Here is a 24,025-nt window from a genome sequence, read left to right on the forward strand (position 1 = left end):
ACTGAGTGGACTGACCACTCAGAATATTTAAACGTTCCCTCACACCAAAAGAAATCGCTGTGTTGAAAACATGGCGTGAGTCTTAAGAATAACGTACCGATAGCGGTCAATATTGCTGTACGTTGACCGCTATCGTAGCAAACTGAATACGCTCAGTATCTGTCAGTTAAATTTCACACTGTGTAATACCGTATCGATTTCATTTTTGCTGGCCTGGCTCGTGACGTTATAGGTAACGGTCAGCACAGCCGTTTTTTCCGCAAGCGGGAGCTGGTAGCTCTTCACCTCCCAGTCGTCATTGTCCAGGATACCTTTGCGATGAAACTCAGCAAGAAATGCGGGCGTGTTATTGACAGTGGATAATGAGCAGGTGACCTCGCTGGTGAGTGTGCTGTTGATCTTTTCCAGTGACGGCGTTAATGACGACGAGATCACTTCGCAAACATCGTCGATATTACTGCGGGTGAGGTGGAGTAAATCATCTTTTCCAAACGACTTATCCGTGAAAACCACTCTTACCGTCGCGGTGTTTAACTTGCCGTCTTTGTTTGCATTGGCGGAAAGCGAAATGGCTTTATCATCCCGCGAGATACCGGTTACAGACTCGCTGACTTTTTCAAGCTCTTTGGTTTGTTCTGCTGACATCAATACCCATGTTTCTGGCAGTTCAAGGCTCAGCCCGTAACCTGCCTGATGACGCTGGTAACCTTGATGAGGCGCATCAACGGCGGCTGCTGTCTGTGCGTGTGCTGCGTCTGTATTCGATGTTTCTTGTTTTGTTTTCTTGTCATCAGCGGCAAAGAAGAAAATAACGTTAACGACAATAACGAGTACTACCAGGAGCAAAAGCCCTTTTGTTTTGGTCATGACTATTCCATTTAATCATACAGTGTTGTCCTGGCGGCATATCTTATAGGCTTGCAATTTATGCGGCAATAATTGTATTTGAGGCGTGTAAATATATAGGCGCTGCCAATCATAAGGTGTCATTTCCCCTGCACAGGTCTTTCATTTCGTAGCGCTAACTGCAATTAAGTCGATTCTTAATCGAAATTCTTTTCCATTAAGAAACTCAATTCCGGCATGATGAAGGCTACGTCTGAACGGAGGTGATGCTGATGTGAAAATCTCGATTCACCGAAGAACAGATTGTTTCCCCGGAAGCAGACCAAACTAGTTAAGCATATTCTGATGTATCTACCGTTAGGTTCTGCTAGTGTTATTTTTACACAAGTACACGGAGGTGATTAAATGGCAAAACCAAGTTTTTCAATGGCATGGGCTGCCGCCATGAGGATCTATGACCCAGCAAATTCAGGCGGAAAGGTTGCTCAGGTCATCGGCGGGAAAGTCGCGATGAATATCGCGCCTCACGGCACATGGGAGAATACCTGCGCAGTGCGCATGAGCTACATCCTCAATCAAACTGGCGTAGCTATTCCTTTTATTATGGGGAAAACTGTCTCCGGAGCAGATGGGCGATGGTATTTTCATTACGTGGCGGACGTCATTCGTTTTTTACGGCAGCGTTGGGGACAACCTGATATTGTGACCCGTTATCCTCCCGCAGGCGGCGGTGAGTTGGCGGGAAAAAAAGGATTAATACTCTTTGAAATATCCGGTTGGGGAGATGCCACGGGCCACGCAACACTATGGAATGGTGCTCAGTGCTACGATCACTGTTATTTCAATGAACCCGGCGTAAATTATAAAACTGAGCATGCCAACTTCTGGGCTTTACCATGAAAAAACTGTTTGTTGCGCTGCTGACGGTACTGTCGTTCAGCGCTGTTGCCGCTGACGCACAACGTCCTGATGCTGCGAGCCGTACTTATGCGCAAAATTATAAAGACGCTGCGTTAGCACTTTGTGTCGCAAAAGCGTATGCCAGTGAACCGGGAGCCAGTAAAGATGCCGCTGCCAGCGCCAGTGGTCTGGACAACTGGAGCGAATACGATGCGGAAAAAGGTGCGGGTAAGATGGGCGAGTTGGTTGATAAATATCTGGCCCGTGAATATCACTCCCATCAGGGGAACGACGTAAAACTGAACCTGATGAAATGCATCGACATGTATCACAGCACCGGGCTTGAGCAGCAGGTACGGGATTATGTTCCGCATCCGAAACGGAGCTGGATGCAGGACAACCCGAAGTAACGCTTATCTCTCAATGACATAAAGCCGCTTTGCTGCGGCTTTATTTACCTGCCACTTCCCGTCATTTTCCCTACACAGATCTCTCATACAGTAGCGCTATCTGTGATGAGGGGAAGAAGCGATGAAGCTCGTAAAATTAGCGGAAACCTGGATCGATCCGACTGTTCGCCTGCGCGAATGCAGGATCGGCCAACAGTGCGAAGTGCTCGCCAATAGCCTGACGGAGTACAGCTCGCTGGGAGATTTCTCCTACCTGGGGGAGTACTGCACCGTTGCCGACGCGGAGATCGGTAAATTCACGGCAATTGCCAACAACGTACGTATTGGCGCGCCGAATCACCCGATGGAACGCCCGTCACAGCACCGCATTACCTATTGCCCGGAATACTACTCCGCCAGCGCCACGCGCGATCATGACTTCTTTGCCCGCCGTCGCGGCGACAGCGTCATCATTGGCAACGATGTGTGGATCGGCCATGCGGCGATCGTGTTGCCCGGCGTCACCGTGGGGGATGGGGCCGTTATTGCTGCGGGTGCGGTGGTGAGCAAAGATGTCGCGCCGTACACCATTGTCGGCGGTGTACCGGCGAAAACCATCCGTTTGCGATTTTCCCCACAGATTGCCCGCCAGTTGCAGCAAATCGCCTGGTGGGACTGGCCGCTCGATACCATCATCGAGCGGCTGGCGGATTTTCAGGATGAGCACATTGAGGCGTTTTGCGAAAAGTGGGGGAGTCAGTGAACCGTGCGGACGGTTCACTGAAGGTGAGTGATAATCAGATAACCATGCTGGCGAGCAGAATAAACAGCAATCCGGATATGGAGAGCAGTGTAGACATCAGCGTCCAGGAGAGTAATGTCTCTTTGGTGGTCAGCCCGAAGAAATCTTTAATCATCCAGAAGCTGGCATCATTAACATGAGAACAAATGCAGGAACCTGCACCTGTTGCCAGCGTAATCAATGCCAGGTTGGTGTTTGGATGTGCAGCCAGCAGCGGGATGACCAGTCCTGCGGTAGAGATGGCCGCCACCGTTGCTGAACCCAGGCAAATCCTCAGGAATGCGGCAACGCCCCAGGCCATCAGAATCGGGTTGATGTCCATTCCCGATACCAGCGTGGAAATATACTGTCCGACACCCGAGTCGATTAATACCTGTTTGAACGCGCCACCGCCGCCAATGATGAGCAGCAGACCGGCGATGCCGGCAATCGCCTTACCACAGGAATCCATCAGTTCCGGGATGGTTTTTCCCCTGCCTGTGCCCATCGTGTAAATGGCGAACAGCAGTGAAATCAGCATCGCAATGGTGGAGTTGCCTAAAAACAGCAGGATATTAAAGAGCACACCCGGGTCGCCAGCATCTTTCGGGCGAGCCATCTGCATAATGGTCACCAGCGCCATCAAAATAACCGGCAGCATGGCCGTCAGGAAGCTAATGCCAAACCCTGGCATCTCATTTTCGCTAAAGGTGCGGGTTGCGCCAAGGGAAGCAATATTGCCCTCTTTTTTAAACGCCTCCGGGATCAGGCGCTGGCACACTTTATTCAGCAACGGTCCACAGAGAATAAAGCAGGGAATACCGACCACAATGCCATAAAGCAGCACCATGCCCACATCGGCACCATATTCTCTGGCGATCACCGTCGGGCCAGGATGCGGTGGCAGAAAACCGTGTGCCACTAACAGACCAGACAGCATAGGCACGCACATATACATCGGCGAGATTTTGGCTTCACGAGCGATGGCAAATAAAATGGGTACCAGCAGAATCAATCCCACTTCAAAGAACAGCGCAATCCCGACAATAAACGCGGAACAGACGACGGCCCAGTCCAGCTTTTTCGCACCGAAATATTTCAACATCGTTAGCGCAATACGTTGTGCGCCTCCGGCATCGGATAACAATCGGCCAAGCATAACGCCAAAGCCAAAGATCAGGCCGATATGGCCGAGCGTGCCGCCAAGCCCGGACTCAACCGAGGCGACAACTTTACTGAGTTGCATTCCACTGGCGATGGCGACGCCTATCGACACAATAATTAAAGAAACAAAGGTATTTAATTTAATTCTTATGGTTAAAAGCAGGAGTACAGCAATACCTGCCACAACGATAAATAGTGGCATAACGACCTCTCATTATTCAGGTAATGACCCAACATAATTCAGGCTGTCGCGGTATTTTCGCCAACAGTCTGAATTATTTAGGGTGAAGATGTTCTTATCTGTTTATATTTTTCAGGATTTATTTATAGCGCCTCGCAGAGCTTCATTAATTTTATCAACGTCGTAGATACATCCGCGCCAGGTTCCTCCACTCACCGCCTGAAGCATGGCCCAAAGCCTTGTGTCGTCTGGTAGTTCAGGGTCTGGCATAAGATCCGGATGGCTACTTCTGGCATTTAAAATAACGCTGGCTTCCTCCCGTGATGGTAATTTTTCATCGGTGCTGCTCCCTAAGAAATTGACTTCTCCCTGGAGTTGGCGACAGTCAATTTTAATTTCTATCAGATCCCCGGTGCGTAATTTTCCGATTGCTCCTCCAGCCAGCGCTTCTGGCCCAACATGGCCAATACAGGCACCCGTTGAAACCCCGGAGAAACGGGCATCCGTAATCAGTGACACATGTTTACCGTAAGAGAGGTGTTTCAGTGCGCTGGTAACCTGATAGGTCTCCTCCATACCGGTACCGGACGGGCCAACGCCAATGATCACCAGGATATCTCCGGCTTTAATTTTATCGTGCTTGATATCGTAAATGGCTGTTTTTTCAGAAGAGTAAACTTTGGCTACGCCTTTGTGGTAATAGATCCCCTGATCATTAATAACCGAGGCGTCAATGGCCGTGGATTTAATGACCGAACCTTCCGGCGCGATATTCCCCACCGGGAAGGTGATAGTGGAGGTTAAGCCACGTTCGAGCGCCTGTTGCGGCGACATGATCACCTCATCCGGCTCGACCTGTTCCTGCGCGCGTAGCAATGCTTTAAACCGCTGCCGGCGTTCCGAGTGCTCCCACCAGTCGAGGTTTTCTTTCAGTGTACAGCCCGTGACGGTCATGACCTCTTCGTGCAGCAAACCCAGGCTACGCAGGTGCAACATCACTTCCGGTACGCCGCCCGCCATAAAGGCATTCACCGTAGGGTGATAAACCGGGCCATTTGGCAACACGCTCACCAGTCGCGGCACCCGTTTATTAATGCGGGTCCAGTCCTCGACGGTTGGAATACGGCAACCGGCCTGGTGAGCAATTGCCGGGATATGCAACAGCAGGTTGGTGGAACCGCCAAATGCGGCGTGCACAACCATGGCGTTTTCAATCGCTTCATCAGTGAGGATATCTTTGGTGGTGATGCCGCGCTGGCTCAGGTGCAGTGCAGCCCGCGCGGAGGCTCTGGCGATCTCTTGCCAGACAGGTTCGCCGGAAGGGGCGAGCGCGGAGTGGGGAAGCGCGAGCCCAAGGCCTTCCGCCACGACCTGCGATGTTCCTGCTGTACCCAGAAACTGGCAGCCGCCACCGGAAGAGGCGCACGCCTGGCAGCCCGCACGACGAGCGGCCTGTAGCGACAGTTCTCCGTTGGCGAAGCGTGCGCCTATGGTCTGTACTTTACCGTTGTCTTCTCCATGACGTGCAGGCAAGGTCGCGCCGCCGGGGATCAGTACCGTCGCTTTGTCGTGCTGGGACGCCAGCGCCATCATGGTTGCCGGCAGGCCTTTATCGCAGGTTGCCACGCCGATCACCGCTTTTGCGCCGGGCAATGAACGGATCAGGCGGCGCATCACCATGGAAGCATCATTACGGTACGGCAGCGAATCAAACATCCCGGTTGTTCCCTGCGTGCGACCATCACAGGGGTCGGAAACATAGACGGCATAGGGCAGGGCGTTGTGCATTTTGATCACCTCTGCTGCCGCCTTCATCTGTATATCCAGCTCGTAGTGCCCCTGATGAAGTGCCAGCGCAACAGGTTTGCCGTCCGCGCCGCGTAGTCCACCCAGCGTGCTGAGCAGTAAAATACCGTCCCGATCCAGTTCATCGGGTGTCCAACCCATACCCGCATTCATGGTCATGCCAAAAATGTCGCCGCTGGGGCGGTTAATCAACATGTCCGGTGTGAGCGGCAGTTCACCTTGCGGCCCTGCGGCATGGGTTCTGACGCAGTAAATATCCTGGCTGTTGTTATCTAAAATATCGCGAACCGACATATTACCCCCTTATGGTTGTAAAATTCCCTGCGCCATCAATAACGCATGAACTTTCTCTTTTGCCTCTTCCGATGCCTCTAAGATGGGTGGCAGGCAATATGTTTGCACGGGCAACCCTACGCACTGCATTGCGTACTTGATGAGGGAGACGAACGGCGTTTCCAGGGAATAAATCGACGGTAGCTGCAGCAGTTTTTTATTCAGCGTGGCGGCAGTGGCGAGATCGTCATTGCGCCAGGCGTTATAAATGCCAACGGATAATTCCGGCGCAAAATTGGCACTGGCGGTAATCGCACCCGCACCGCCCAATAGCAGCGTATTCAGTAAGTGATCATCGTAGCCGCAGAACACCGCAAACTCAGGACGCACGGCTTTGACGGTGTTGATCATTGTGCGCAAGTGACCCACGCTGTCGATGGTGTCTTTGATGCCGACGATGTTCTCATTTTGCAGCGCCAGCCGTTTGACGGTCTCCGGCGTTAAGTCCTGACCGGTCAGGTCCGGAAAGTTATAAATGATCACTGGCAGGCTGACACTGCGGGCGATTTGCTGGTAATAATCGTCCAGATTGCGCGGGGCGACTTTCCAGTAATAGGGGTTAATCGCAACGATACCGTCGGCGCCACTGGCCTCAGCATGGCGTGCCAGCGTCACGGCTTCGTCCGTCGAAGGGGAGCCAACACCAATTAATACGGGGACCCGCCCGGCAACCACTGCGATAGCGTTTTCGGCGAAAGCCATCCGTTGGCAGGAACTCATCTGGCTGAATTCGCCGCCGGTGCCCAGATAAAAAAGCCCATTCACGCCTTTATTTATCAAAAAATCAGCAACATGTTGCATTGCTGCTTTATCGATTGTCCCGTCGCGATTAAACGTGCTGGAGACCGGCGGAATAATTCCCCTGAATGTTTTCATTACCTCAGTTTCCTTTTCTTAAGTATTCATTGTCATTCCTGTATCCCAGTCCATATGATATTTGTCCGGCGCATTGCCGAAGCAATTCCAGATAACCGTCGACCTTATTACCCGAATAAACAATCGGGTCACCCGATAAGGAGATCGCATAGTTAACCCGGTTATACATATTAAATACCGGCATACTTAAACAGACGGCACCATAAGTTGACTCTTCATTGTCGATGGCCCATCCTCGTAGTCGCGTTTTCTGTAACTCCTCCAGAAACAGTTTTTTATCGGTAAACGTATTACTGGTGTGTTTTTTCAGCGTTAACGCATTTAAAAAATAATCAATCTCTTCGCGGGATCTCCATGCTAATAATGCCTTGCCCAGCGCGGTGATATGTAATTCCAGTTTTTTACCAATCCAGCTTTTGCGTGTGGGCACGGAACTCGGGCTTTCGACTTTGTCGAGGTAGATGGCTGAATAGCTCTCCATCGCGCCTAAATGGCACACCAGTCCGCTTTTCAGCGACAGTTCCTGCATGGGACGTTTGGTCACTTCGAAAATATTTTTTCGGTGTAATGCCTGACAACCCAGTTCATAATTTTTAATTCCCAGCGCATACTGATTGCTCTCGTTTTTAACCAAAAAGCCACAATCCACCATCACATTTAATAAATTAAGCAGGCTACTTTTCGGGAGCTGAAATTCCTTTAACAGCTCCATATAGCTCGCCACGCCAACATAGGCGATGTGAGTTAATATTTTTTCTGCGCGAATCAGAGAATTACATCCTTTTCCCGCCATCGTTTTCCCTCTTGCTGTTGATATAAAGTTTATCCATCCGGGAGGGTGGAGAATATATAGAGTTCAACAGGCTGAACCGGGATGAAGGAATGAAACGTGATCTAATACGCAGTTTGACAAATAGAGGGATTAATGAGGTTGTGCGCAAAGAGGAACTAACATATCGGCAAGTACCGCACCACACAACAGGACAAAAACGGAGGACCATTGCACGAGATCCGGCTGTGTGGCGGGCAGTTCCGGGATGATGGCAAACATCGTCGTGACTGATGACTATGAGCGCGCTGTCGCAAAAACGGTTGCGTATTGCCTTACCGGATAAACTGCCCGCAGGGAATGACGACTTCGTCAGCCGTCAAAAAAAGCGAAACGACAAGCCGTGCAGCAATGTAAACCGTGGCTGACGCAGGAATTTTCTACGCCGAATCATAAAAATCACGAGTGATAACAATGAAAACGAAGTGGTTGGCCTTTGGCTGAATTCACAACATTTTTTATGAGTTTAATGAATTCTGATAAGAAAATACTGATGATCGATGCTGATGTGTCACCTGCGAACAGGTTGCCGATTGATCGCATTTCTGCTGCTGGTGTTAAGCCCGTGTTGTTAAAATAAATAAAGCCAGGTCTCCCCGGCCTTATCTTATTCAAACCCGGCAGACTCAGTTAAAGCGACGGGTAATATCCGCAATGCGTTGACCGAATTTCACTGCGGTATCCAGGTCGCCGGAGGCGATTTTGTCGGCACCCGCGTCGGACGGAGACTGCACCAGCAGGCCGACAGAACCACCGAGGTTGTTGATGTCCTGGCGAGTCGCGGCCAGCGTGTTAGCGGGCAGCAGGCCGAGGCTGACCCAGATGCCGCCATGCTGTGACGCGAGGGTTTGCAGGTATTGCAGCGAAACCTGTTTGTCACCGTTGAGGCTGGCGCTGTTGCTGAAACCGGCAAACACTTTATCCTGCCAGGCGCGAGTGAACCAGGCTTTGGAACTGGCATCGGCAAACTTTTTAAACTGCCACGGCACGCCGCCCATATAGGTTGGGGCACCAAAAATGATCGCCTTCGCGTCATTCAGCGCCTGCCAGTCGCTCTCCTGAATATCGCCATTATTATCCACTGCGATAAGCTGTGCATTCGCGCCTTCGGCCACTTTCTCCGCCACTGCTTTGGTGTGCCCATAACCAGAATAATAAACCACAACAATTGACATATTTTTCTCCTGTTAATGAGAGATAACTAACGCCATTCTTTTTCTTTATCGGCAGACAGGGCATATTTCCCCGCGCCCAAAAACATAATGCTCAGGCCACCCAGGAAGTAGAGCGCCTCACTTTCCAGACCCCACGCGCCAACGTCGGTCAGGGTAAAGAATTTACCCATGCCCACCAGCAATGTGGCGACCAGAATATTAAATGCATAAATAAATGCCGCCTGGCGGGTAAACAGCCCAATAATAATTAACACCGGAGTGATGATTTCACCAATAAATACGCCGTAAGCGATAAACCCCGGTAATCCCTTCGCCGCCAGCATACCGGCGATCCAGCCCACGCCATGTTGTACTTTGGCAACGCCGTGGAACAGCATCAGCACGCCAAAGGTCAGGCGCAGCAGCAGCTTGCCGAAATCCGGGTGCGAAGTGAGGTTAATAAATGCCTGATTTAACCGCGTAATCATCCTTTTTCCTTTCAATCCTGTAGGAGAATTTTTGCCATTTCTGGCGCCTTAGTATCAAATAGAAACTTAGGTCTGAGTTATACACACCCCGCTGCGGTTGCGGAAGAAGGCACCCAAAGGTCACTACGTTTCCTTGAGGAAACCTACTACGAGAATTTGTCGTTATGATTAAGCCGTCCATTCCTTACGATATTTATGATAACCGCTGCCCAACGCGCGACATGCTGTCGCGTCTGGCGGATAAATGGGCGCTGTTAGTGCTGGCGCGCCTGGAGAACGGGCCGATGCGTTTTAACGGCCTGAAACGGGATATCCGGTTGATCACGCAAAAGGTGCTCACCCAGACGCTGCGCAAGCTGGAGCGCGACGGCATTATTGCCCGCGAAGTGTTTTACACCGTGCCGGTATCGGTCGAGTACAGCCTCACACCGCTCGGGCGTACGCTGACGGAAACCGTCTCGGTGCTGGCTCACTGGGTGGAACACAATATGGATGCCGTGCTGGCTGCGCAGGTGGCGTATGACGAGGCCAATGCGCCAAAAATAAAGGAACCCACGGTGTAACGTGGGTTCCGCAGCCTTGCTGTATTTAAGCCCGATCGGCCCAGGCGGGCATCGACGTCAGATAACGAACGGCGCGTTTACGCGCTTCTTCGTTGCCCACATTTTGCCAGGAATCGAGATACTGCGCGAGACCGGATACGGCCTCTTCCCAGGACTTCAGGTTACCTTCGCTGTCGGTGCAGTAAGCACAATAGTGGTCACTCGGGCCACGGGCATCCGGTGCGGAAAGTGGCATTCCGCAGGAGTGGCAGTACTGTTCTGGGTGTGGCATGGTGCGCTCCTTGTCTGTGGATTGGATAATAAATATACAACTCCTGCGGGCAGTGAATTGCCCCGCCGATCAAATAACCGGATTATTTTTATGGTTATAGCCAATGGCTGTTGCCGTACACTTTCCCCTCACCTCGCAAGGAGAACGCAATGACAGAGTACTGGTGGAAGGATCTTCGCGATCGCAACGACAGCTGGCAAGGGCTGGAGCTGAGGGTGCGCGCGGGCGACGGTCAGGCGATGGAGATGCAGAGTGGGCACAACGGGCGCATGGCGTTGCAGGTGAACGGCGCAACATTGTTCTGGGCAACGATGCTGAAAGATCACTCGGGTGTCTGGCTGGTGTTTAACGGGGAGCATCCCGCTCAGGCGTTGTTGCTGCCCGCGGTGAGCTCTGCGGAGGTGGAGAACGCGAAACGGGCCGGCGAAGCGAACTGGCAAAGCCACTGGTGCCGTTATTTTGCCCGGCAGTTGATGGAAGCCCCTACGCCGCTGTTACCGCCAGGACGCTGGTTGCTGCGGCCGATGGAGTCGGTAAAGCCGACAGCGCCCTATATCGTCAATAAACCCCTGCCATTTGAGCAGTGGCGCTTTCAGACGCCTGCCAGCAGTGCGCAGATCAGCGTCAACTGGGCGCTTTACAGCGAAGATTTTCCCGATCTGCAAAACCCGGAAAAAGTCACCTTTGTCGACTGGTGGTGGGGCGGTCATCTGCTGCTTGCCCGCTATCCGGTAGACGCAAACAGCGGGCGCGTAAAATGGTGGCGCAAGAAGTGCCGTGAGAACGCGCTGCCGCCGGTTCTGGTGTGGTTTATCGCCGGGCTGGCGTCGTTTGTCATCCTCGATGGGCACGATCGCCTGCAAGCGGCAATACTTGAAGGCACGCAACCGCAATTTCTCGTACTCAGTGAACTGAGCGAGCAGGTCTATACCCCGAATGAAGAGACGCGGGAGCGTGTTTTACACTCGCTGGCTATTCAGCAGGAGAAGTGTCAAAAAACCGGCGCAAATATTGATGCCATGAACCAGTCGCTGCTGAATTTGTACGATACCCGTTATCTTTATGCGCAAGCCCATAGCCGGGCAGTGCTGGGGGACGGGAAAGGCTGGGAACGCGCGGTGACCGCTTATTTGCAGCGCCACCAGCTCGACAACTGTCTGGCGAAGATCCTCGCGCGGGAGGAATAATGCCATTTGCCATTAAAAATGGTCATTAACGGGGTCAGGTTCGTTTAAAAGGGCGGCAACATTCAAGGATGAAAAGGAACAGCTCATGCGCAATATCAGTCAACCCGCTGCGTTAATGTTTAGCGTGCTGAAGTGGGGGATATTATTTGTCGTCTCATTGGGTCTCGTGCTGTTTTTTTTGCTTTGGTTGATGCTTTCCAGCCTTGGCGAAACCACGGTGTATACCGAACAAAATTTATGGAATTACCACTCACTGACGCAGGATGCGATTGCGCAAGCCCCACGAATCACCGCGAATTATCACTTTGAATTCCACAATGGTGATGGTTACCCATCAATGAATAGCATCATTTTTGAGAATGCCCGTAACGTTGAGGCATTGCGGGACTACTTGAAAAGTATGGGTTACCAGCGGGACCAGAGCCTGATATACGGTGCGGAAGAATGGCACAAACCGGGCGTGCCGGAGGCAAACACGTTTTCGATAGACTATGACCCTAAAACCCGGCAAGCGACGCTCAGTATGACCTTGTGAAGTTGGTAAGTGCTCACTGGAGTAGTAGCGTCTGCATATCATCTACCTTTTTCAGTACGATGCGACGTACCCCGCTTCCCTGCGGGGTAACGCGGCGTTTTATTTCACGGCCTGCAGCGCCGTTTTCTCCACGTATGGTTTCATCAGCGTGTCGGCTTCTTTCTGCGCCGCCTCGGCGGCAGCTTCCGGGGTGACTTTCTCGTCGTTCACCACGGCCGCAAGCTGGTTTTCCATCGCTTTACGTACTGCCACCGTTTCATAGGTCGAATACCACGGGTGCGCATACTGCAACTGTTCCAGCGCGATAGCGGCGCGCGGATCCTGCTTCAGGTACGCCTTCATCTCCGGCGTATCGTACGAGGCTTTGCGCGGTGAGAAGTAGCCGGTGAAGCGGCTCCAGGAGCCGTTTACTTCCGGGCTCACCAGATAGGTCAGGAACTGATAAGCCGCTTTTTTCTGCGCATCGGAAATGCCCTTAAAGCTCACCAGGCTGGCGCCGCCGATCGGCACGGCGCGTTGCTCCTGCGCGGGCATCATCGCCACGCCCAGTTCGAAATCCTTGGTGTTCTCACGCATAAAGCCCAGCGCGCCGGTGCTCAGCATTGCCATACCCAGCTTGCCGGAGAAGAACGCGGCGCTGATCTGTTTGGAGTTCAGCACGCCGGACGGCATCACCTTATCTTTGTAGATCATGTCCTGCCAGAAGCGCAGCGCACCGATGGTGGTCGGAGCGTTGTAATACACTTCGCCAGGGTAATTCTCGTTGAAGTAGTTGCCGCCGTTGGCGCGAACCAGCGAAGAGAAGATCCAGCCGCCGTAATCGTCGTTGGTGGAGGGCAGCATAATGCCCCACTGGCCTTTGCTCTGGTCGGTCAGTTTTTTTGCGTCCTCGAGCAGCTCTTTCCAGTTCTGCGGCGGCTGTTTGATACCCGCCTGATCGAACATCGTTTTGTTGTAATACAGAATCGGCGTCGAGTTGTGGAACGGAATGGCGTAAGTCACGCCCATCACCTGCGCGTTTTTGTGCATGGCTGGCCAGAACTCATTTTGCAGGAAATCGCCTGCTTTTTTGTCGCCGAATTTGAATAACTCGTCCATCGGCAGGATCTCATCTTTCAGCGCCAGGTCGGTGGTGAAGTTGGCGGACATGATCACCAGCGCGGGTGGCTGGCCCGCTTTCTGCGCGGATTCGGCTTTCATTTTAGTGGTGTCATAGTTGCCGGTAAAAATCCCGCGGACTTCCACCTCTTTTTGCGAGTCGTTAAAGGCGTTAATGACCCGCGTCATCTCCATCGTCAGTTTACCGTCCACCGGGGCGGGAAACATAAAGTCGATTTTTTCCTGCGCCAGCGCGGTACCGCTTATCGCAAGGGTGATGCTGTAAGTAAGCGCTCGCAACGTCTTTGTCAGAGGCTTAGGCATGGTCTCTCTCCTGGTGTAAGTTAAGCCGCGTTTCGGCATTAAAAAGATGACAATCAAGGGGTGAAAAACCGACGCTGAGTGTGTCCCCTTTGTTGGGAACATCGCCCCGGTGTCGGCGGATATAGCGCAGGTTGCCGATCGGCGTGCTGACGTGAAGCTGATAGTCAGCGCCCATCAGCTCCCGCTGGATGACGGTAGCGGGCAATACTAACTGGCCTTCTTCCGGCGCATCGGTAATGTGCTCCGGGCGGATGCCCAGCCAAACGTCATGTAAATCATGGGCATGCGCGGGAAGCGGCAGACTCTGCTCGCACAGCAGCACCTCACCGTTTGCACACGGCAGCGACAGCAGGTTCATCGCCGGTGAGCCAATAAACCCGGCAACAAACAGGTTCGCCGGGTGGGCATACAGGTGTTCCGGGCGGCCAACTTGCTGCACGTGACCACCGTTCATCACCACAATGCGATCGGCCATCGACATCGCTTCCGTCTGATCGTGCGTCACGTAAATGGTGCTGGTCTTTAGCTGCTGGTGCATCGCCATAATGCTGTCGCGCACCTCCGTACGCAGGCGCGCATCGAGGTTGGAAAGCGGTTCATCCATTAAGAACAACTTCGGGTTGCGCACGATGGCGCGCGCCATGGCCACGCGCTGACGCTGGCCGCCGGAGAGTTTCGCCGGTTTGCGATCCAGCAGGCTGTCGAGCTGGAGCATCTGCGCCACGCGATCCAGCCGCGGCTGCCAGCTGGCTTTCTCTTCGTTGCGCACTTTCATACCGAAGGTGATGTTGTCGCGCACGGAAAGGTGCGGAAACAGTGCGTAGTTCTGAAAGATCATCGCAAAGTTACGCTCACGGGGTGAGCGCGCAGTGATCTCTTCGTCGCCCAGCCAGATAGCGCCTTCGCTGACGCTCTCCAGCCCGGCGATCAGGCGTAGCAGGGTGCTTTTACCGCAGCCGGAGGGGCCAACCAGTACCACAAACTCCCCGTCGTGGATATCCAGCGACAGCGCGCTCAGCGCGGCTTTGCCCTCGAACTGTTTACTGACGTTTTGCAGTTTTAACATGTACTTAGCGCTCATCTACCGGGCAACTGATGTTCTCGTCATACAGCCACGGGCCTGCGTAGTGCGACAGGGGATGCTGGTAGCTGACCCATTGATCGCCGATCTGGCGGTGCATCAGGCATGAAGCGGGCGACAGATCGTAATACGGGCGGGTATCTTCATGGCAATAAGGCACCTGGTGCACGGTCGCCGGAACGGTGGCGATCGTTGCCTGGCGGTACTGGGTCAGGGTCAGGCTGTGGTTATGACCGCAGAAAATGCGGATCAGCGACGGGAAGCGCTCCACCAGCTTCAGCAGCAGATGGCCGTTTTCACAGGCGATGCGATCCATCTGCGCGTTGCCCAGCGGCAGCGGCGGGTGGTGCATAAACACCGCGGTGGGTTTGTCGCCGCCCGCGATTAACTGCGCTTCCAGCCAGTTCAGCGTCTCACTTGTCAGCCAGCCTTTTGACTCCCCGGCGAGGCTGGAATCAATAAACAGCAGGCGGGTGGCAAAATCATCAATGGCATAGCGCATATTCTGTGGGTCGGTACCAAGCTGCGGGCACAGCGGGCGCAGGTACTCCAGAAAGTGGGCTTTGTCATCGTGATTACCCGGGATCACAAACAGCGGGTAGTCGAGCCCGCCGAGGATCTGGCGCGCCACGCGGTACTCTTCCGGGCGACCACAGTTCACGATATCGCCGCTGACGATCACCGCATCCGGGCGTTCGCGCAGGGCATTAAGCTGGCAGACCACGTCGGCATTGCCTGCGTTAATGTCGATAAAGCCATACAGCTTCTCGTTCTGACTGCGAAAATGGGTGTCGGAAATTTGCGCTAAAAACATCACTGCACTCCTTATTTAATGCCGGAGAAGCCAAAGCTCCGGAGAAACTGTTTCTGAAAAGCAATAAACGCCACCATCAGCGGCAGGCAGACCATTAACGTTCCGGCGCTGATCATGCCCCACTGACCGCCGGACTCGGCGCCCATGGCGAAAGAGACCAGCCCTACCGTCAGCACTTGTTTGTCCGGATCGTTGAGCATCATTAGCGGCCATAAATACTCGTTCCAGTGGTAGGTAATGCTGACGGTGGCGAAGGCCAGTACCGATGGCCACGACATAGGCAACATCACGCGGAACAGCACCTGCCACCAGCGACATCCCTCCATCAGCGCCGCTTCTTCAATCTCTTTCGGGATAGCGAGAAACGCCTGGCGCATCAGGAAGACGCCAAATGCGGAAGCGAAGTAGGGCATCATCACGCCGGTCAGGGTGTTGAGCAGGCCGAAGGTTTTCAGCGTCAGCATGTTGGGGATCATCATCACCACTGGCATGATCATCAGTTGCACCAGAAACAGAACGAACAGGGTCTGCTTGCCGCGAAATTCATGGCAGGCAAAAACGTACCCGGCGGTGGTAATGGTGATGAGCTGCACGGCGAAGGTGCCGAAGGCGAAAATCAGCGTATTGGCGTACAGGCTTAGCCAGTTGGCGCTGTCCCACGCATCGCGGAAGTTATCCAGCGTCAGCGGGAAGCGCGGCAGAATCGATGCCATCTCCTCGCCAAAGGTGGTGGCGCTGAAGGCGGAAGAGAGCATCCAGATAAACGGGCTAATCCACAGCAGTGCGAGACAGATCATTAACGCCGCGAGGGTGATCGGGCGTGAGTGGCGCAGACGCAGCCACAATGGGCGAGTCACGGACGGTGCGTGCGGGATGGCGGGTGAAACCTCAACGCTCATAATGCGCTCCTCTCTCAAGCAGTTTCAGGTTAACCAGCGAAAAGATGAACAGGCCTGCCAGCGTCAGGAAGGTCGCGGCGGAGGCTTTGCCAAGATCGTGGGTGTCCCAGGCGAGGTTCTGGATGTAATAGAGCAGCACGGTGGTGGCGTTATCCGGCCCACCGCGCGTCATCACGGCTACGTGGTCAATCTGAGTGATGGAGTAGATCAGCGCCGTGGTGATCACAAAACTGATGGTCGGGCGCAGCAGCGGTAGGGTGACTTTGAAGAACACTTGCGTGGCGGTTGCGCCCTCCATCACTGCCGCTTCCCGGGTAGACGCCGGGATGCTTTGTAACCCGGCAAGGAAAAACAGCATGTAGTAACCGGCAAACTTCCAGACGCCAATCAGCGCCAGGGCAAATAGCGCACTGTTACTGCGCCCGAGCCAGTTATTGTTCATCGGGCCGAAGATCTGTGCCAGGTAGTGATCGAGCATGCCGAGGCCGGGCATAAAAATGAACAGCCACAGCGCCGCGGCGCTGACCATCGGGATAATCATCGGGAAGAAGAACGCGGTGCGCAGCCAGCGGTTAATGCGGTGGTTTTCCCACAACGCCACCGCCAGCAGCAGTGCCAGCGTCACGCCCGGAATAACGGTCAGCAGGATGTAAACCAGGTTGTTAAACAGGGATTGCCAGAAAACGGTGTCTTCCAGCAGGCGGGCGAAATTGCCCAGTCCGACATAGGGGGCGTTGTCGCTTGCCATGCGGGTATCGAACAGGCTGTCGTACACCGAACGTAGCAGCGGGAACCAGGTGAACAGCGCCAGGAACAGCAGCGACGGCGACAGGATCAACCACGGAAGCCAGTATTTTCTCATAAGCGTTTCAAAGCGAATTTACGGGTTTTGAAAGCCAGAGAGTCTGTGAAAGTAATGCTGCAAAAGGATGGCGTAAAGGTGACTGTTTAATGAACCGGTGTTCATGGGGGCGTGCGTAGGGACTGATAAGAGAAGCTGCCATCGGGCAATCCGGCGCGCAGATAAAAAAAAGCCCCGCATCATGCGGGGCAAATCTCTAACACCATTCTTGTCGTGACATCAGAAATCCATCTTCACCGTAAACTGCACTTCGCGCGGGTCGCCAATCTGGTTACCCAGGTTATTGGTGGCGATAGACGAGGTGTAATAGGTCTTATCGAAGATGTTTTTCAGGTTTACCTGTAAGGTTACCGGGTATTGCAGCTTCATTTTATAAGCGGCAAACGCATCGGCAACAAAGTAGCCCGGCAGATAGTAATCTGCGCCGTTGGTGGCTGAACGGCGGCTTACACCGTGGCCGCCGCCGCCAAGGGTCAGTGTATTCCCGGCAAACACATTATGAATGTCGTACGTCAGGAACAGGGAACCGGTGTGGCGCGGAACGTTCGGCAGCGGTTTACCCGCATAATCCGGGTCTTCCAGCACTTTGGCTGCGGTGTAGCTGTAGCTGGCGATCACATTCATGTTCGGCGTCAGCGAACCGGCCAGATCCATCTCCACGCCCTGCGAGCGTACGCGACCGGCGGTTTTCGCTACCGTTTCATCACCCACGATCTCGCTATACAGCACGTTGCGCTTATGGATATCAAATGCAGTGATATTGGCAGTAACACCGTCGAACAGGTCAAATTTCGCGCCCACTTCGTAAGACGTTGACGTCTCCGGCGGCAGATCGCCAATATAGCTGGCGATAGACGACTGCGGCATAAACGCTTTTGCCACGTTGCCGAACAGCGAAACCGACGGCGTCAGCTTGTACACCAGGCCGAATTTCGGCGTCCATTTCTCGTCGCTGCTGTCGGTGTTGACGTTGAACGGGCGGCCCTTGCCTGCATACTGCGTGTAGTACTGATAACGCATCCCGGCGACGGCGATCCATTTGTCGGTCAGGTACAGCGCGTCCTGCGCATAGGCGGAGTAACTCTCCTGCTTAATGGTCTGATCGCTGTCGGAGGCAGAAACCGATGTACACTTGCTGGCGTTGCCGTAGGTTGGGTTGTAGATATTGAAATCTTTGACGTTTTTACAGCGGATCATGTCAGTACGCAGCAGATCGTAATATTCATACGACACACCCGTCAGGATCTCATTGTAGAAGCCGCCGATATCCACATTCCCTTGCAGATCCGCCCGCGTGCTGTGCATGCGCTGGGTCGAACCTTGGGTTGCGTCGACGCGGCGGGTCAGGTTGCCGGTTTTCGCATCGTAGGCCATCACGCGCGACTGGTTGTCGCTGTACTTATCCTGGCTGTAACCGTACTCGACTTTTCCGGTCCATGCGCTGTTGAAGCGGTACTCGGCATTTAATTGCGCGATATCGGATTCGCCATCGGTGATGTTAAACGGTTCATCAAAACGGGTTTTTCTGTCGACGTTCACCGCCTGTTTGGTGGTGAGATCGAAGATGGTGCCACGATCGAACGGTGTCTGATAATCGCGATGTGAATACATCACGTTGACGGTGGCGTTATCACCAAACCAGGTCAACGACGGGGCGATAAAGGTGCTTTTTTCTTTGCCGAAACTGCGCCAGTAATCTTCATTCTGGTACTCGCCAATCAGGCGATACGCCAGCCGCGTTCCTTCAATCGGACCGGTGACGTCAAACTGCCCGGTGCCGCCGCCGAAACTGGAAGAGGTGGCCGAGATCGAGCCGCCAAAAGTGGTTTCCGGGCGTTTAGTGACAACATTGATAAGCCCGCCGGGATCGAGGATCCCGTACAGCGTGGAAGCCGGGCCTTTCAGTACTTCCACGCGCGACGTGGCGGCATTAAAGCTGCGTGGCACTACGGTGCGCAGGCCGTTGGTCATGATGGAACCATCGCGGTTGGCGCCAAATCCCCGGCGGACAAACGCATCCTGCGTACCGCCCAGTGTGTTGGTCTGCACCACGTTACTAACGTTATACAGCGCTTCGTCGAGGCTGGTGGCGTGCTGATCTTCCAGCACTTCATCACTCACGGTGTTGACTACCTGCGGGATATCCAGCATCGGCATTGAGGTCAGCGTAGCGGTGGAGGTATTCAGTGGTTGATAGCCGGATGTCGCCTGTTTATCGGCGGAGGAGGCGTCTGCCAGCACCGTAAGGGTATCGCCGTCGCTGGTCTGATCAGTTTTGGTCGCCGCGTGCGTAAATGGAGTGAAGACCGATCCCAAAAAGATCGCGGAGAACAGCGCGCGACCTTTCAGCCCGGTAATACAACGAGTTAACTCAGCCATGTAATCTACTTTCCCGAAAGGATCCTGCGAGCCATGCAGGAGTGAACGTTTTTTTAGTAATTGCTCTTTTGCATCAATCTATCCGTTAACCGCTACTGTGGTTTCAGATATGTAATTGAGAATCATTCAATCATGGCGTTTTGTAGTAGTAAATGGAAAAAGAAAGAATTTCGCTACAGCGCTTCTCCGCGCCAAATAAGCCGGTTGAGATTCGAACTTTCAATGTCTAATTAATTGAATATAAAAAGATAAATTTAAAAATGTTTGATGGGTTTCTGTTGTAGTGACAGCCCTGAAAACGTTGCGGGTTTATCTCATCATCAGGCTTGACTACTACAGTGGCAAACGGCAATATCGAAAAGAGAATGATATTTATTTTTATTTGTAAGGGTAGCGCGCGTCATGCCACAGTCAGTGGAAAATCTAACTGCAGAACAAGGAATCGTACTGGAGGCGTTATCCGCGGGCTATCACCAACAGGTTATCGTCGACAATATCAACCTGACCATCCCCGCCGGGAAGATGACTGTGCTGGTGGGGGCGAACGGTTCAGGCAAATCCACGCTGCTTGGCACCATTGCCCGCATGCTGAAACCGCTTGGCGGCAGCGTGCTGCTTGATGGCAAAGCCATTCACCAACAGCCGACCAAAGCCGTCTCCCGCCAGTTAGGCATTCTGCCGCAGTCGCCGATTGTACCGGAAGGGCTCACCGTGTTTGAGCTGGTGTCGCGCGGGCGTTTTCCGTGGCAGAGCTTTATGCGCCAGTGGTCGGAAGACGATGAACTGGCGGTACTGGAAGCGCTCAATCTTACCGGGACCGCCGGGTTTGCCCATCAGCCCGTCGACAGCCTCTCCGGCGGGCAACGCCAGCGCTGCTGGATCGCAATGGCACTGGCGCAGCAAACGCCGGTGATCCTGCTGGATGAACCCACCACCTTTCTCGATCTGCGCTACCAGGTGGAGATCCTCGAACTGCTGCATTCGCTGACGCGCCATCATCAACGGACAGTCGTGGTGGTGTTGCATGATCTTAACTTTGCGGTGAACTACGCCGACACGCTGGTGTTTCTCAAACAAGGGCGCTTACAGGGCGTGCTCCACGAAGGGGATAACTGCACACCAGAGCTGATCAAAAGCGTCTTCGATGTTGACGTGCAGATGTCGGTGAACCCGCTAACCGGAAAACCCTTCTTTATGCCCTTCCGTAAACCTTACGGAGACGGCGCGTGAGCGCTGTGCCGCTTGCCGCCCGCCGCCGTTCCTGGCGTACAGGGATGACGTTTGTTGTGTTACTGCTGCTGTTGCTGGCAGCGGGTATTGCGCATCTGGGGCTGGGCGCGCGTTATATTGCGCCGCCTGCGGTTATCCGGGCGCTGGTGGATTTTGATGCCCGCAATTTCGATCATCGCGTGATCGTCAGCCTGCGCCTGCTACGTCTGGTTGCGGCGCTGTTTACCGGTGCGGCGCTGGGTGTTGCCGGGGCGCTGTTGCAGTCGGTGATCCGCAACCCATTAGGCGAACCGCATATTCTGGGCCTCAATGCCGGCGCGGCACTGGCCGTGGTAGCGACCACTGCACTTGGCGTCAGCCTTGGGGATTCCCCTTTCAGCCGCCCGCTGATTGCCGCAGGCGGCGCTGCGGCGCTCTTCTCGCTGGTGATGGCACTCTCTGCGGCGGGGCGTGCGGGGTTTACGCCGATGAAAGTAACGCTCTGCGGCGTGGCGCTGTCGACATTCGCCTCCTCCATTACGGCGGCGATCCTGATCCTTGATGAACAAACGCTGTTGAGCATGCGCACCTGGCTGGCGGGGGATCTCGCCGGGCTGAACTGGGCGTTGATTCAGCATGCGGCTTTCGCCGCGCTGGCCGGGTTTGTGCTGGCGCTCTGGTTGTCGCCATCGCTGAATATGCTGGCGCTGGGTGACAATATGGCGCGTGGCCTGGGGGTGTCGCTGGCGCGCACCCGCGTGCTGTCGCTGCTGGCTATTGCGTTGCTGTGCGGCGCGGCGGTGTCGGTAGCCGGACCCATTGGTTTTATCGGCTTGGTGGTGCCGCATATGGTGCGTCGGTTCGCCGGGGACGATTTGCGCGCCGTGGTGCCGCTGTCGGCGCTGAGTGGCGCGTTACTGTTATTACTGGCGGATATCGCCGCCCGGATGTTGCTGTCGCCGCAGGAACTGGCGACGGGTGTGATGACCGCGCTGGTCGGCGCGCCGCTGTTTATTGCGCTGGTGGCGAGGTTCTTTAAATGAAGGGAAGGCTTCACCACACCGGGTTGTGTGGCGTGCGCATCGGCAGTTTTTCCCGTTTGTTACGCCCGCAAGCACTGTTCTGGCTTACCGGGCTTGGCGTGCTGGCGCTGGTGCTGCTGCTCTGTGGCGTCACGCAAGGTTCGTTACCCGTGCCGGCATCGGCAATAGGTCGCGCGCTGTTTTACCCCGCAACGCTTAGCGCAGAGCAACAGTATGTGGTGTGGGATATTCGTTTTCCCCGGGTACTGATGGCGCTGTTGTGCGGCGCGATGCTCGGTATGGCGGGGGCGGCGATGCAGTCGATAACCCGTAACGGGCTGGCGGATCCGGGGTTGATTGGCGTGAAAGAGGGGGCCAGCGTGGTGGTATTAACGCTGGTACTTGCTTTCCCTGCGGTGGGGGTGGTGTGGCGTCCGCTGGCGGGTATGGCGGGCGGTCTGCTGGCGGCAGGGCTGGTTATGGGACTGGCGCGGGATGTTTCGCGCCCGCGTTTTGTCTTGCTGGGGATTGGCGTCTCCTGGACCTTTGCCGCCGGTATCGGCGTGTTTATGACCACCGCTGATGTGCGCGATGTGCAAACCGCGATGATGTGGCTGGCGGGAAGTCTGCATGCCGCCACCTGGCCGCTGCTGGTGGTCGCGCTGTGCTGGGCGCTGCCTGCAACGCTGATCCTGCTGTTAACGGCGCGCGCTGCCGATGTGGCGTTGCTGGGAAAGCAGGCCGCAACCGGCCTCGGCGTCCGCCTGGCGCGACTTGAACTGCTGCGCATTATCGCCCCGGTGTTGCTGACCGCCGCCACGGTCTCCTGCGTCGGCAGCATGGGATTTGTTGGTCTGATTGCCCCGCATATGGCGCGCTTTCTGCTACGCGGCGGACAGCGCGCGTTGCTGTGGGGCAGCGCCATGCTGGGCGGCTTGCTGGTATTGCTGGCGGATTCGCTCGGTCGGCTGGCCTTTGCACCGTTGCAAATTCCCGCCGGGATTGTGATTTCGCTGGTCGGCGGGCCATTTTTCCTGTTGCTGCTGTGGCAGCGGCGGGATCGTTTATAGATCCTGAGGAGCAGTATGCGCTTACTTCTTTCACTTTTGCTGCTGGTGGGGCTAAGCGTCAGCGCCGCACAACCGACGCAGGCTTTTACCGACGATCTGGGCCGTGTGGTCACCGTGCCACTGCACCCAACACGGATCGTTTCTCTGCACGATCTTGACATCACCATCCCGCTGATCGAACTCGGCGTCCCGCCGGTGGCCAGTCACGGGCGTACCCGCCCGGACGGAACGCATACGCTGCGCTCCAGCGCCATGTTGACCGGGGTCGACTTTGATAACGCGGACATAAAATTTATCGGCTCGGCGGATATTGATATTGAAGCGGTTGCTGCGGCAAAGCCGGATTTGATCATTACCGAACCCAGCCGTAATACGCCGGTTGAGCAACTGGAGAAGATCGCCCCGACGGTGAGCATCGATCATCTGGACGGCGGCGCGCCGCAGATTTACCGCAAACTGGCGCAACTGACCGGCACGCAGGCCAGGCTGGCGATCCTTGAGCGGCGTTACCAGGCGCAGATCGCGGCGCTGAAACAGACCATCGACACGCGTAATATTACCGTGTCGGTTATCCAGGCGAATAACGGCAAAATCAACGCCATGCACAGTTACCACTCTCTGGGGCGCGTATTGCGCGATGCCGGTTTCCGTTTCCCACCGCTTATTGAGAGCATCCCTGACGGCGGGCGCATTGACGTCAGTGCGGAGCGACTGCCGGAGCTGGACGCGGATTTTGTCTTTGCTACCTGGCGCGGCGATACCGGCGGTAAGCCGCAGGATGAGATAGCGGCGATGGATGCCGTGATGCCGGGCTGGTGCGATTTTCTTAATGCCTGTCGTAGCGGGCGCTATGTGCTGATCTCGCGTGAAGAGGCGATCTCCAACTCCTTTGCCTCGCTGAGCCTGATGGTGGCGCAGGTGCAATCGCAGATTGCCGGGCGGCCGTTGCCAGTGACGAAATAAG

The 24,025-nt window shown here is 54.7% G+C and carries 24 protein-coding genes; 10 read left to right on the forward strand and 14 right to left on the reverse strand.

Annotated elements, in window-relative coordinates; genetic code table 11:
- Positions 1 to 162: 162 nt before the first annotated feature.
- A complete protein-coding gene (locus ACQ3G7_RS08755) occupies positions 163 to 867 on the reverse strand; it encodes a hypothetical protein (RefSeq protein WP_430889545.1) in 705 nt (234 codons plus the stop codon).
- Positions 868 to 1,251: 384 nt separating this feature from the next.
- Here ACQ3G7_RS08755 and ACQ3G7_RS08760 point away from each other — a divergent pair, with 384 nt between their 5' ends.
- The 3 genes from ACQ3G7_RS08760 to ACQ3G7_RS08770 all read left to right on the forward strand — a co-directional run bounded on the left by ACQ3G7_RS08760 (position 1,252) and on the right by ACQ3G7_RS08770 (position 2,898).
- Positions 1,252 to 1,746 carry a type VI secretion system amidase effector protein Tae4 gene (locus ACQ3G7_RS08760; RefSeq protein ID WP_430889546.1) on the forward strand — a complete coding sequence of 165 codons (495 nt, stop codon included), beginning with the start codon at positions 1,252 to 1,254 and terminating at the stop codon, positions 1,744 to 1,746.
- Positions 1,743 to 2,156 (forward strand): T6SS amidase immunity protein Tai4 family protein, encoded by a 414-nt coding sequence (locus ACQ3G7_RS08765; protein WP_430889547.1) that lies wholly within the window; start codon positions 1,743 to 1,745, stop codon positions 2,154 to 2,156. The genes ACQ3G7_RS08760 and ACQ3G7_RS08765 overlap by 4 nt, the downstream gene beginning before the upstream one ends.
- Positions 2,157 to 2,277: 121 nt before the next feature.
- Positions 2,278 to 2,898 (forward strand): DapH/DapD/GlmU-related protein, encoded by a 621-nt coding sequence (locus ACQ3G7_RS08770; protein WP_430889548.1) that lies wholly within the window; start codon positions 2,278 to 2,280, stop codon positions 2,896 to 2,898.
- Positions 2,899 to 2,932: 34 nt separating this feature from the next.
- Here ACQ3G7_RS08770 and ACQ3G7_RS08775 read toward each other — a convergent pair whose 3' ends face one another.
- The 6 genes from ACQ3G7_RS08775 to ACQ3G7_RS08800 form a co-directional block, all read right to left on the reverse strand.
- On the reverse strand, positions 2,933 to 4,282 hold the full coding sequence (locus tag ACQ3G7_RS08775; protein WP_430889549.1) for a GntP family permease: 1,350 nt from the start codon (positions 4,280 to 4,282) through the stop codon (positions 2,933 to 2,935).
- 111 nt (positions 4,283 to 4,393) lie between these two features.
- Positions 4,394 to 6,361: a YjhG/YagF family D-xylonate dehydratase gene (locus tag ACQ3G7_RS08780; RefSeq protein ID WP_430889550.1), complete on the reverse strand. Its 1,968-nt coding sequence runs from the start codon at positions 6,359 to 6,361 to the stop codon at positions 4,394 to 4,396.
- A 9-nt stretch (positions 6,362 to 6,370) separates the two neighbouring features.
- A complete protein-coding gene (locus tag ACQ3G7_RS08785; protein ID WP_430889551.1) occupies positions 6,371 to 7,276 on the reverse strand; it encodes a dihydrodipicolinate synthase family protein in 906 nt (301 codons plus the stop codon).
- Positions 7,277 to 7,280: 4 nt separating this feature from the next.
- The gene (locus ACQ3G7_RS08790) at positions 7,281 to 8,069 is read right to left on the reverse strand and encodes an IclR family transcriptional regulator (protein ID WP_430889552.1); all 789 of its coding nucleotides are present in this window, start codon (positions 8,067 to 8,069) and stop codon (positions 7,281 to 7,283) included.
- Positions 8,070 to 8,731: 662 nt separating this feature from the next.
- Positions 8,732 to 9,280 (reverse strand): flavodoxin family protein, encoded by a 549-nt coding sequence (locus ACQ3G7_RS08795; RefSeq protein WP_430889553.1) that lies wholly within the window; start codon positions 9,278 to 9,280, stop codon positions 8,732 to 8,734.
- Between the two features lie 26 nt (positions 9,281 to 9,306).
- The gene (locus ACQ3G7_RS08800) at positions 9,307 to 9,747 is read right to left on the reverse strand and encodes a DoxX family protein (protein ID WP_430889554.1); all 441 of its coding nucleotides are present in this window, start codon (positions 9,745 to 9,747) and stop codon (positions 9,307 to 9,309) included.
- 164 nt (positions 9,748 to 9,911) lie between these two features.
- Between ACQ3G7_RS08800 and ACQ3G7_RS08805 the strand changes: the two genes are divergently transcribed.
- The gene (locus ACQ3G7_RS08805; RefSeq protein ID WP_263098224.1) at positions 9,912 to 10,310 is read left to right on the forward strand and encodes a winged helix-turn-helix transcriptional regulator; all 399 of its coding nucleotides are present in this window, start codon (positions 9,912 to 9,914) and stop codon (positions 10,308 to 10,310) included.
- 25 nt (positions 10,311 to 10,335) lie between these two features.
- On the opposite strand, the gene ACQ3G7_RS08810 is transcribed toward ACQ3G7_RS08805, so the two are convergent.
- The gene (locus tag ACQ3G7_RS08810; RefSeq protein ID WP_430889555.1) at positions 10,336 to 10,581 is read right to left on the reverse strand and encodes a zinc ribbon domain-containing protein; all 246 of its coding nucleotides are present in this window, start codon (positions 10,579 to 10,581) and stop codon (positions 10,336 to 10,338) included.
- 149 nt (positions 10,582 to 10,730) lie between these two features.
- On the opposite strand from ACQ3G7_RS08810, the gene ACQ3G7_RS08815 reads away from it, so the two are divergent.
- The gene (locus ACQ3G7_RS08815) at positions 10,731 to 11,768 is read left to right on the forward strand and encodes a hypothetical protein (protein ID WP_430889556.1); all 1,038 of its coding nucleotides are present in this window, start codon (positions 10,731 to 10,733) and stop codon (positions 11,766 to 11,768) included.
- An 85-nt stretch (positions 11,769 to 11,853) separates the two neighbouring features.
- Complete coding sequence (locus ACQ3G7_RS08820) at positions 11,854 to 12,303, forward strand: hypothetical protein (protein ID WP_430889557.1); 450 nt, start codon at positions 11,854 to 11,856, stop codon at positions 12,301 to 12,303.
- Positions 12,304 to 12,402: 99 nt separating this feature from the next.
- Here ACQ3G7_RS08820 and ACQ3G7_RS08825 read toward each other — a convergent pair whose 3' ends face one another.
- The 6 genes from ACQ3G7_RS08825 to ACQ3G7_RS08850 all read right to left on the reverse strand — a co-directional run bounded on the left by ACQ3G7_RS08825 (position 12,403) and on the right by ACQ3G7_RS08850 (position 19,760).
- A complete protein-coding gene (locus ACQ3G7_RS08825) occupies positions 12,403 to 13,725 on the reverse strand; it encodes an ABC transporter substrate-binding protein (RefSeq protein ID WP_430889558.1) in 1,323 nt (440 codons plus the stop codon).
- Positions 13,718 to 14,791 (reverse strand): ABC transporter ATP-binding protein, encoded by a 1,074-nt coding sequence (locus ACQ3G7_RS08830; RefSeq protein ID WP_430889559.1) that lies wholly within the window; start codon positions 14,789 to 14,791, stop codon positions 13,718 to 13,720. Before ACQ3G7_RS08830 ends, ACQ3G7_RS08825 begins: the two co-directional genes overlap by 8 nt.
- Before the next feature lie 4 nt (positions 14,792 to 14,795).
- Complete coding sequence (locus ACQ3G7_RS08835; protein ID WP_430889560.1) at positions 14,796 to 15,620, reverse strand: glycerophosphodiester phosphodiesterase GpdQ; 825 nt, start codon at positions 15,618 to 15,620, stop codon at positions 14,796 to 14,798.
- Positions 15,621 to 15,631: 11 nt separating this feature from the next.
- Positions 15,632 to 16,519 (reverse strand): carbohydrate ABC transporter permease, encoded by an 888-nt coding sequence (locus tag ACQ3G7_RS08840; RefSeq protein ID WP_430889561.1) that lies wholly within the window; start codon positions 16,517 to 16,519, stop codon positions 15,632 to 15,634.
- Entirely contained in the window at positions 16,509 to 17,381 is an 873-nt protein-coding gene (locus ACQ3G7_RS08845; RefSeq protein WP_263098216.1) for a carbohydrate ABC transporter permease, read from the reverse strand. The genes ACQ3G7_RS08840 and ACQ3G7_RS08845 overlap by 11 nt, the downstream gene beginning before the upstream one ends.
- Positions 17,382 to 17,600: 219 nt before the next feature.
- Complete coding sequence (locus ACQ3G7_RS08850; RefSeq protein ID WP_430889562.1) at positions 17,601 to 19,760, reverse strand: TonB-dependent siderophore receptor; 2,160 nt, start codon at positions 19,758 to 19,760, stop codon at positions 17,601 to 17,603.
- Positions 19,761 to 20,162: 402 nt separating this feature from the next.
- Between ACQ3G7_RS08850 and ACQ3G7_RS08855 the strand changes: the two genes are divergently transcribed.
- From ACQ3G7_RS08855 to ACQ3G7_RS08870, 4 genes are read left to right on the forward strand one after another with little or no spacing between them, the layout of a single operon-like run.
- Positions 20,163 to 20,990: an ABC transporter ATP-binding protein gene (locus ACQ3G7_RS08855; protein WP_430889563.1), complete on the forward strand. Its 828-nt coding sequence runs from the start codon at positions 20,163 to 20,165 to the stop codon at positions 20,988 to 20,990.
- Positions 20,987 to 22,012, forward strand: a complete 1,026-nt coding sequence (locus tag ACQ3G7_RS08860) for a FecCD family ABC transporter permease (protein WP_430889564.1) — start codon at positions 20,987 to 20,989, stop codon at positions 22,010 to 22,012. Before ACQ3G7_RS08855 ends, ACQ3G7_RS08860 begins: the two co-directional genes overlap by 4 nt.
- Positions 22,009 to 23,061, forward strand: coding sequence for a FecCD family ABC transporter permease (locus ACQ3G7_RS08865; RefSeq protein WP_430889565.1), 1,053 nt, complete (start codon positions 22,009 to 22,011; stop codon positions 23,059 to 23,061). Before ACQ3G7_RS08860 ends, ACQ3G7_RS08865 begins: the two co-directional genes overlap by 4 nt.
- Before the next feature lie 15 nt (positions 23,062 to 23,076).
- A complete protein-coding gene (locus ACQ3G7_RS08870) occupies positions 23,077 to 24,024 on the forward strand; it encodes an iron-siderophore ABC transporter substrate-binding protein (RefSeq protein WP_430889566.1) in 948 nt (315 codons plus the stop codon).
- Position 24,025 lies beyond the last annotated feature (1 nt).

Origin of the sequence: Kosakonia sp. N21 (assembly GCF_050587465.1) — a bacterium.
Classification (GTDB): domain Bacteria; phylum Pseudomonadota; class Gammaproteobacteria; order Enterobacterales; family Enterobacteriaceae.